At 70.8% G+C, this 8,889-nt stretch carries 7 protein-coding genes and 2 pseudogenes; 5 read left to right on the top strand and 4 right to left on the bottom strand.

Annotated features, from left to right (window positions below):
• Together FL311_RS45665 and FL311_RS46360 are read right to left on the bottom strand one after the other, a co-directional pair.
• Nucleotides 1-422 (bottom strand): annotated as a pseudogene (locus FL311_RS45665) (hypothetical protein); the annotation flags it as partial.
• 1,560 nt (nt 423-1,982) lie between these two features.
• Nucleotides 1,983-2,081, bottom strand: a pseudogene (locus tag FL311_RS46360) (zinc-ribbon domain-containing protein); the annotation flags it as partial.
• Nucleotides 2,082-2,246: 165 nt separating this feature from the next.
• On the opposite strand from FL311_RS46360, the gene FL311_RS37800 reads away from it, so the two are divergent.
• On the top strand, nt 2,247-2,906 hold the full coding sequence (locus FL311_RS37800) for a polyhydroxyalkanoate synthesis regulator DNA-binding domain-containing protein (protein WP_141332526.1): 660 nt from the start codon (nt 2,247-2,249) through the stop codon (nt 2,904-2,906).
• A gap of 3 nt (nt 2,907-2,909) precedes the next feature.
• Here the strand turns inward: FL311_RS37800 and FL311_RS37795 are convergent, their stop codons facing one another.
• Nucleotides 2,910-3,713, bottom strand: coding sequence for a ParA family protein (locus FL311_RS37795; protein ID WP_141332525.1), 804 nt, complete (start codon nt 3,711-3,713; stop codon nt 2,910-2,912).
• A gap of 35 nt (nt 3,714-3,748) precedes the next feature.
• On the bottom strand, nt 3,749-4,057 hold the full coding sequence (locus FL311_RS37790) for a hypothetical protein (protein WP_141332524.1): 309 nt from the start codon (nt 4,055-4,057) through the stop codon (nt 3,749-3,751).
• A 165-nt stretch (nt 4,058-4,222) separates the two neighbouring features.
• Here FL311_RS37790 and FL311_RS37785 point away from each other — a divergent pair, with 165 nt between their 5' ends.
• From FL311_RS37785 to FL311_RS37770, 4 genes are all read left to right on the top strand, one after another.
• Entirely contained in the window at nt 4,223-5,137 is a 915-nt protein-coding gene (locus FL311_RS37785; RefSeq protein ID WP_141332523.1) for an ArsA family ATPase, read from the top strand.
• Entirely contained in the window at nt 5,134-6,246 is a 1,113-nt protein-coding gene (locus tag FL311_RS37780) for an ArsA family ATPase (RefSeq protein ID WP_141332522.1), read from the top strand. The genes FL311_RS37785 and FL311_RS37780 overlap by 4 nt, the downstream gene beginning before the upstream one ends.
• A 196-nt stretch (nt 6,247-6,442) precedes the next feature.
• Entirely contained in the window at nt 6,443-7,582 is a 1,140-nt protein-coding gene (locus FL311_RS37775) for a tetratricopeptide repeat protein (RefSeq protein WP_141332521.1), read from the top strand.
• A 74-nt stretch (nt 7,583-7,656) separates the two neighbouring features.
• On the top strand, nt 7,657-8,850 hold the full coding sequence (locus FL311_RS37770; protein ID WP_141332520.1) for a M48 family metalloprotease: 1,194 nt from the start codon (nt 7,657-7,659) through the stop codon (nt 8,848-8,850).
• Nucleotides 8,851-8,889: the final 39 nt, after the last annotated feature.

Here is an 8,889-nt window from a genome sequence, read left to right as displayed (position 1 = left end):
TCCTCGGGCCGGGCCGTGGGCTTGGCCACGGACACCACGGGCGCGGAGGACATGCTCGGGTCCAGTTCCAGCACCTCGCGCTGCCCCACCCCGCTCCCCACGCGTCCCAGGGTGACGCCTCCACCCTGGCCCGCGTCCACGGGAGGCACGTCGTCCAGCAGCGAGCCCAACGAACCGCCGTGCGAGCCATCGTGGTCGAGCGCGCCCGGCGACACGTCACCGAACAGCGCCGCACGCCCGGTGTCCGAGGCCTCGAGCCCCGCGTGCTCGCCGAAGGCATCGCCGCCGTCCGAGTTCAGGTCGAACAGGTCCTGCGCGCCAGGAGGCGACGAAGAGGGATGTCCCGGTGACGCGGCGGTGGGCGAAGTCCCGGGGTGCGTCGCGTCTCCCAGGTCGAGGGAAGCAAACGGGTCCGCAGCCAAGGGAGGACGCCCCGGGAGCGTCGCGTCGCTCGGCGCGAGGAAGGGGTCCACGGGAGCAGGAGCAGCAGGTGGACGGCTCGGCTGCGCCGCATCTCGCGGGTTGAGCGGCGCGGCCCCGCGAGCAGCCGAGGCGGGAGGCTGCCCGGCCTGCGTCGCATCACTCGGATTGAGTGGCGCGCCGCCTCCACGAGCAGCCGCAGCGGTGGAACGTCCCGCCTGCGCAGCGTCATTCGGATTGAGCGGCGCGCCTCCTGCGCGAGCGGGCGCCGAAGGCGGACGCCCGGCCTGCGTCGCTTCGTTCGGAGCCAGGGCCGCGAAGGGATCCACTCGACCAGGAGCAGCAGGCGGACGACCCGGCTTCGTCGCGTCGCTCGAGTCAAGGGCCGCGAACGGGTCCGGCGGCTGCCCCGCCTGCGTCGCATCACCCAGGTCGAGCGAAGCGAACGGGTCCGCCGCAGAAGCCGGAGGTCGACCCGCCTGCGTTACATCCAGGTCGAGCGAGGCGAACGGATCCGACGGTGGAGCCGGAGGACGCCCCGGAAGCGTCGCATCCTCGGGCGCCGCGAACGGCGAGGCACCCGCCGCCCCATGCGCGGGGGGCCGCCCTGCCGCTGGCGCACCAGCACGCGGGGCGCCAGGTGCCCCCGCCTGAGGAGCCCGGGGAGGCGGCTGCCCCGTCACGCCACGAGGAGCAGCGTTCTGCCCCGCCACCAGAGCCAACGGAGGCGGCGCCGACATCGTCGTGTCGTCGATGTCGATGGACGCGAACGGGTCATCCTCGGCCGCGGGAGGCGCGGCGGTCCGAGGCGCAGGCAGCGCATCATCGATGTCGATGGACGCGAACGGATCCGCATCGACCGGAGGCGCGGGAGGCTTCGCGCCAGGCCCCACGGGCGCGGGCAACGCACCGAACGGATCCGCCCCACCCACCGCCCCAGCGGGCGCGGCGAGGAAATCAGCGAACGGGTCCGCGCCTCGCGACGCGGCGCTTCCCGCCCCGGGAGGCGGAGGCGGCGCGGTGCGGGCTGGCGCCCCCCGAGGCGCAGCGACTCCCGGAGGCTGCCGGGACGCGATTCCGGGCAGGGGCACGGGGCCCGATTGCCGCAATGCGGCGGCCTCATCGACCGGCGGAGGCACCGCGCCACCGTACAAGCCCGAGGAAGTGTCGACTGGCGGACGAACGGGCTGCGTGGCCCCGGGCAGTGGAACCGCGCCAGCGTTGCGCACCGCGGCGACGCCAGGAGCCCCGGCCACGGGAGTGCCCGAGGACTGTGCCGGCGGCAGCGGGATGGGCCCCACGCGGGTGGGCTCGCGGAAGACGCCGTCCTCCGTGTCGAGGTCCCCATCCATGCTGTTCCACGAGCCACCCCCAGGGGGGCCCGCGGGGGCTGTTCGCGTCGCCGCGACGCCCTGGGCGAAGAAGCCGGGCCGCGTGATTTCAACACCTTTGGGGTCGGCTGCGGCCCCGAAGGCGGCGAAGGGGTCGGCCTGCCCGGCCGACGAGGAAGGCGAGGACGCACCGACATCCTCCCCGCCTGATTCACGGGTGACACGGAACGTGTTCTGACATTTGGTGCAGCGGACCTTGACCCCCTTCTCGGTCACCTTCTCGTCGGGGATCTTGAACCGCGTCTGGCACCGCGCGCACTTGACGATCATTCAGCAGGCCTGGGGCAGGCACGAGTATAGAGGCACCGGGCGGGTCCGGCGAGACGGGTTCTCGCTGCTTGCTCGCCTCCAACCCCTCTGGTACGAGGTTTGCCCCTGCGAGACTCAGGCATGGAAGCTGGCTTGGAGTCGAGCCCAAAAGGGGCGGAGAAACCGATGAGCGAGGCCGAGCAAGCAGGCGCTCCCAGCAGCAAGGAGCCGAAGATCATCAAGCGGTACACGAACCGGAAGCTCTACGACACCGTGGAGAGCCGGTACGTCACCCTCGATGAGATCGCCGCGATGATCAAGGAGGGCACCGAGGTGCGGATTGTCGACAACCGCACGAAAGAAGACCTGACCTCGGTCACCCTCGCGCAAATCATCTTCGAGGAGGAGAAGAAGAAGAACCAGATGCCGCTGTCGGTGCTGCGGGAGATCATCCGCCACCCCGGCGAGTCCATCTCGGGCTTCATCCAGAAGGAGGTCAGCCCTCGCGTCGCCTCCATCCGTGAGGAGGCCGAGTCCCGCCTCGACAAGCTCCTGCGCCGCGAAGAGGCCGTGAAGGCCGGCCTGGAGGTTCCTCCCGAGGAGCCCCAGCAGGCCGCGGACGCCAACCTGCCCGCCGGCGGCCTGTCCCCCGCGGATCTGCTCAAGGCCAGCCAGCGCGCCTTCGAGGACTGGCAGAAGAAGATCGACGAGCGCGTGAAGCACGTCGTCGAGAACCTCACCGGCAACCTCCCCGCCCTGGGCCGCGACATGCAGTCGCTCACCCAGCGCCTCGAGGAGCTGGAGAAGAAGCTCGAGCAGCTCGAGCAGTCCAAGAAGTCCGAGTAGCCGTCAGGCCCTGGGCGCCGCCCGCTTCCGCTTCCGGGGAGCGGGCCCGCCGTGAATCTCCGAGGCGATGGCCGCCAGCATCCGCGCGCCCCGGCTTCGGGGGGCGTACTCGAAGATGGTCTTCCCGTGACTCTGGGCTTCGTCCACCTTCACGTCGTAGCCCAGCGGCGTCGTGGCCAGTGACTCCGGGAAGTACGCCCTGAGCCGCTCGAGAATCGCCGTGGCCAGCGCCGTCTTGCGGTACAGCGTGGGCACCACCTTGGTGACGCTCAGGTCCGAGCGGCCCTCGGCCTCGCCCACCTGCCGCACCGTGTCCGCCACCTCCGCGCAGCCATCCAGCGCCAGGTACGTCAGCGCCACCGGCACCACCACCTCCGTCGCGGCCACGAGGATGTTGCGCGTGGTGAGCCCCATGGACGGCGGCGAGTCGAAGACGACGGCGTCGTAGCCCGCGTCCTTCGCCGCCTCCAGGCGGTCCGCCAGCCGGTGCGAGCGCCGCGCGTGGGACGCCACCACCACCGGGAAGTCCGCCATCTCCTTGTACGAGGGCAGCACGTCCAGCCCTGCCACGGCCGTCGGCCGCACCACGTCCGCCAGGGCGACCGTATCGTCGGTCAGCAGGTGGAAGACATTGCGAGCAAGCGTGCGCACGTCCAGGCCGAGCGCCTTGCTCGCATGGCCCTGCGTGTCCAGGTCCACCAGCAGCACGCGCAGGCCGCGCTCCCTGGCGAGCCAGGCGGCGGTGTTCACCGCCAGCGTCGTCTTGCAGGTGCCGCCCTTCTCGTTGATGAAGGCGATGCGCCGCATGGTGGCCTCGGGCTCCCCCGGACCTGTCCGGGTGCTTACTTCTTCGACGGCGCCTTCTGCGCCACCAGGGTGTCCACCTTGCTCTCCACCGACGCCAAGAGCCGCTCCAGGTCATCCACCTTCGAGCGCAGCTGCTCCAGGTCCGCCGTGGACGGCAGGTTCATGGCCGACAGCGCCGAGCGCAGCGCGCTGTCCAGCGTGCCCTTGGCCGACAGCGAGCGCGACACCAGCGTCTGCACCGCCGCCACGAACTTCTCGTTGGAGAGCAGCTGCTGCGCCAGCTTGCCGACGCGCTCCTCGCCCGTCTCCACGAGCTTCTTCATCACCGGGTTGTTCTTCAGCATGGGACGCCTGGTTTTCACCCGTCCGGTGGAACCCCACCGTCGGGACGTCGGGAAAAAGACGCCGCACTCTGCGAGGGGGCAACGCGACGTGTCAAGCAAGGCAACAACCCCGGGCCAAACGCGTTGACTCCTGGAGACTCGATTCCTACGGTTCGCCGCTCGCTTATGGCAGGGCTCCTGGACAAGCGGTTGTGGGTGGTCTCCGGCAAGGGCGGCGTGGGCAAGAGCACCGTCGCCGCGGCGCTCGCCCTGCGCTCGGCGCGCGCGGGGCGTCGGACGCTGGTGTGCGAGGTGAACACGCAGGAGCGCATCAGCCGCTTCCTCGATCACCCTCCCGCCGGCCCCGAGGTGAAGCTGTTGGAGGAGAACCTCTGGGCCGTGGACGTGCGCCCGCAGGAGGCCATGCGCGAGTACGGGCTCATGGTCCTGCGCTTCGAGACCCTCTACAAGACGGTCTTCGAGAACAAGCTGGTGCGCTACTTCCTGCGCTTCGTGCCGTCCCTGCAGGAGCTCGTCCTGCTGGGGAAGATCATGTACCACCTGCAGGAGAAGCTGCCGGACGGGCGCTGGCGCTTCGACACCATCGTCCTGGACGCGCCCGCCACCGGCCACGCCATCTCCTTCCTGAGCGTGCCCCAGGTGCTCGTGCAGACGGTGCCCCCGGGCCCCATGTCGCGCGAGGCCCAGAAGATGCGCGACCTGCTGGTGGACCCGTCCGTGACGGCCGCCATCCTGGTGGCGCTCCCGGAGGAGATGCCGGTGAACGAGGCGCTGGAGCTGCACGCGGCGCTCGAGGACCGGGTGCACGTCCGCACGCACGCGGCGGTGCTCAACCAGGCCATCCCCGAGCGCTTCACGGAGGCGGACCTGGAGGCGCTGGCGGGACACCCGGAGCTGCACCACGTGGCCCAGGCGCACCATGACCGCGCGGCGCTGACGGTGCTCGCGGGCACCAAGCTGGAGCGCAACCTTCACACGCCGGTGTTCAACATCCCCCGGCTGTTCCTCCCCGCCTTCGGGCGGGACGCCATCGAGCAGGTCATGGGTCACCTCGAAACACTGGTGATGGGGGAGCGGTGAGCACGACGGCCCTCGCGCCCGCGCTCGCGAACAAGCGCGTCCTCATCTGTGTCGGCTCCGGCGGTGTCGGGAAGACGACGGTGGCCGCCACCCTGGCCCTGCGCGCGGCGGTGGAGGGCCGCCAGAGCCTGGTGTGCACCATCGATCCGGCGAAGCGGCTGGCCAACTCGCTGGGCCTGTCCGCGCTCGGCAACGCGGAGACGCAGGTGCCGGCCTCGGCGCTGCAGCCGCTGGGCGTCACGCCCCGCGCGGCGCTGTATGCGATGATGCTGGACATGAAGCAGACGTGGGATGACCTCATCACCCGCGTCGCGCCTCCGGACCAGCGCGAGCGCATCCTCGCCAACCGCTTCTACCAGTCGCTCTCCACGGCCCTGGCGGGCAGCCAGGAATACATCGCCATGGAGAAGGTGTGGGAGCTGCGGCGCAAGGGCGAGTACGAGCTCGTCGTGCTGGACACGCCGCCCACCGCGCACGCGCTGGACTTCCTGGACGCGCCCAACCGCGTGCTGGACTTCCTGGACAACGAGGCGGCGAAGTGGCTGCTGGCGCCCGCGCTGAAGGCGGGCAAGCTGGGCCTGTCGCTCTTCAACCGCAGCGGCTACGTGTTGCGCGCGCTGTCCAAGTTCACCGGCACGGAGATGCTCCAGGAGCTCTCCAGCTTCATGCTGTCCCTGTCGGGCATGAACGAGGGCTTCCGCGAGCGCGCGCGCGGCGTGCGCTCGCTCCTGGAGGACAAGACGACGGGGTTCGTGCTGGTGACGAGCCCCCACCCCGAGCGCATGGACGAGGCCATCCACTTCAACAGCCTCCTCAAGCAGCACCGCATGGAGGTGGTGTCCCTGGTGGTGAATCGCGTGCACCCGCTGCCCACCGAGGCCATGTGGGCGGACGCGGCCACGCTGACGCCCACCCGCCGCGCCAAGATGGAGGAGACGCTGCGCGAGCTCCAGGTCCTGGCCGAACAGGACCAGAAGGGCATCACCCAGCTGCAGGCCGCCTGCCCGGGCATCCCCCTCATCCGGGTGCCGCGTTTCGGGCTGGACGTCCACGACATCACCAGCCTGTGGCAGACCGGACGCTACCTGCTGGGAGACGACACCTTCTGAGCGGGCCCGGGCTCACCCCTGGTCGCGGCCAGCAGCCGCCCGGGGGCCGGACAGGCGGGACGGCGGCGCGCGCGCCCCGGACGCATTAAACTGGGCGCGCCCACCCTCGGCGGTGGGAACTCCAGGGCACGGTGCGTTGTCCGGAGACGGCAGGGCCAGGAGGACGCATTCCGTGACGCGGAACGAGCGAACGTACATGTCGGTCAGTCGCTGGGGCTGGGTGTTGGCGCTGGGCCTGGGTGTCGCCGGATGTCGGACGACGGGCGCGGCGGGCAGCTCGGACACCGCCCAGGTCGCACCGGCGAAGCAGGAGATTGAGTTCGACGCGGTGACGGTGACCGCGGACCTGGAGCTGGACAAGCTCAACGACGAGGAGCTCTTCGCCGGGGGCACGTCCGCCTTCGCGGCCAACGACTTCAAGCAGGCGGCGCGCTTCTTCGGGCGGCTGGTGGACTTCCACCCGAAGAGCCAGCACCGTCGCGCGGCGCTCTACAACGCGGGGCTCGCCCACCAGCGCCTCAAGGAGTGGGAGGAGGCGTGGCTGCGCTTCTCCGAGCTGGCGGACGCGAAGGCGGGCCAGGGAGACGCGCTGGACGCGGCCTTCCGCGTGGCGGAGACGCAGTACCACCTGGAGCGCTACGACGAGGCCGCGGACCTCCTGTCCACGCTCGCCGCGCGCGAGGACATCCCGGTCAACCGCCGCATCGAGGCGCGCGTGCAGCAGGGCGTGTGTGAGCTGGAGGCGGGCCGCACCGACGCCGCCGAGGCCACGCTGCGCAAGGCCCTGTCCGCCTACGAGGCCTTGTCCGACAAGGACGAGGTGGACGACTACTTCCCCGCGCAGGCGCACTTCTTCGTGGGGGAGCTGTACCGGCTGGACTACGAGGACGTGAAGCTGGACCCCGCCAAGGGCGCGGACAAGCTGGCCGAGGACCTCAACTACAAGGCGGAGCTGCTGCTCTCCTCGCAGGGCCACTACCTGCGCTCCATCCGCGTGGGCAACGGCTACTGGGCCACCGCGTCGGGCTCGCGCATCGGCGCGATGTACGAGGACCTCTACGCGCAGATGGTGAGCTCGCCCGCCCCCGCGGAGCTCAACGCGGAAGAGGCCGTCGTCTACCGGCAGGAGCTGCGAAAGAAGATTCGCGTGCTGCTCACCAAGTCCATCAACATCTACGAGCGGACCCTGGAGACGGCCGAGCGCATCGGCTCGCAGAGCAGCTTCGTGGACCGCACGCGCGAGAGCCTCGCCAAGGTGAAGGCCCTGCTCCTGGCGGACGCGGAGGGAGAGCCCCTTCCCGCGCCTCCCGCGTCGAAGGACGAGCCCCACACGTGAGCCGCGGCTGAAGTCGCCCGGAGGCCGCCCCACTGGGCAGCCCCGGGCCGGGCGGCATAGCCTGGGGCCCTGCCATGGAGCCCCTCTTCACGCCCGAGCAGCTCGCGGAGATTCACGCCTACCACCTGCCCCACTACATCCGCGCGGCGGTGAACCCCTTCGCACGGTTCGCCCTGCTGGCGCTGATGTTGGGCGTGCTGGTGCGGCCCTTCTTCCGCATGGCCACGGCGGCCGCGGCGGGGCTGGAGCGCCGCTTCGGCTTCCTGCGCACCGCGCCCGTCAGCCGCGCCTTCTTCAGCGCCATGGACCGGCTGTGGGGTGAGTCCGGCTGGGGCGCGGCCGTCCTCTTCGCGCTGATGACGGACCTGTTCGTGAAGCTGGTCTACGCGCCGGTGGACATCTGGTTCGCGTACACGCTGGAACACCAGCACGGCATGTCCAACTACACCCCGGTCGCCTTCGCCCGGGACATGCTCAAGGGACACCTGCTGGGCGGGTTCGCCATCGCCGCGCTCGTCATCGGCCTGTATGGACTGGCCCGTCGCACGCGCCACTGGTGGTGGGTGCTGGGCGTGCCCGTGGCCCTGCTGATGCTTGGCTCCTCCGCGCTGGACACGTACCGGGGCCGACTCTACTTCGAGCAGGAGCCGCTGCCCCCCGGGCCTTTGCGCACGCGGATGACGGCGCTGATGGCCCAGGCCAACATCACCTTCTCCGACGTGCTGGTGGAGAAGACCTCCGTGGCCTCGCGGCGCATCCAGGCGTACTTCGCGGGCCAGGGCCCCACGCGGGCCATCGTCCTCAACGACGTCATCCTCCAGGAGCTCTCCGAGGACGAGGTGCTCGCGGCCGTGGCCCACGAGGCCGGCCATGTGCAGGAGCAGAAGTGGCCGGGCCGCATCGCCTCTTCCCTGGCTGTCGTCGCGCTCCTCTTCGCCATCGACCGGATGCTGCGCGTCGCGGCGGCGCGGAGCTGGTTCGGCACCTCGCGCTTCGCGGACATCCGCACCCTGCCGCTGCTCTCGCTGCTCCTGTCGCTCGTGCTGCTGCTGGGCGCGCCCATCGCCGGAGCCTTCTCCCGCGAGCGCGAGCGCGAGGCGGACCGCTTCGCCCTCAACCTCACCCACGACGTCGACGCGTTCCGCCGAATGCTGGTGAAGGCCGCGCGCGTCAACAAGATGGACCCCGACCCTCCGCGCTGGGTCGTCCTCAAGGGCATGAGCCATCCCCCCGTGGGCGAGCGGCTGGCCGACCTGCCCGCGCCCTGACGTGAAAAAGCGGCCGGCAGGTGGGCTCTCCCCTTCCCC

It is taken from the genome of Myxococcus sp. AB025B, assembly GCF_006518215.1.
In the GTDB taxonomy this organism is placed as follows: domain Bacteria; phylum Myxococcota; class Myxococcia; order Myxococcales; family Myxococcaceae; genus Myxococcus; species Myxococcus fulvus.
Note: the sequence above shows the minus strand (reverse complement) of the source record. Positions and strands in the feature narration are given on the sequence as shown.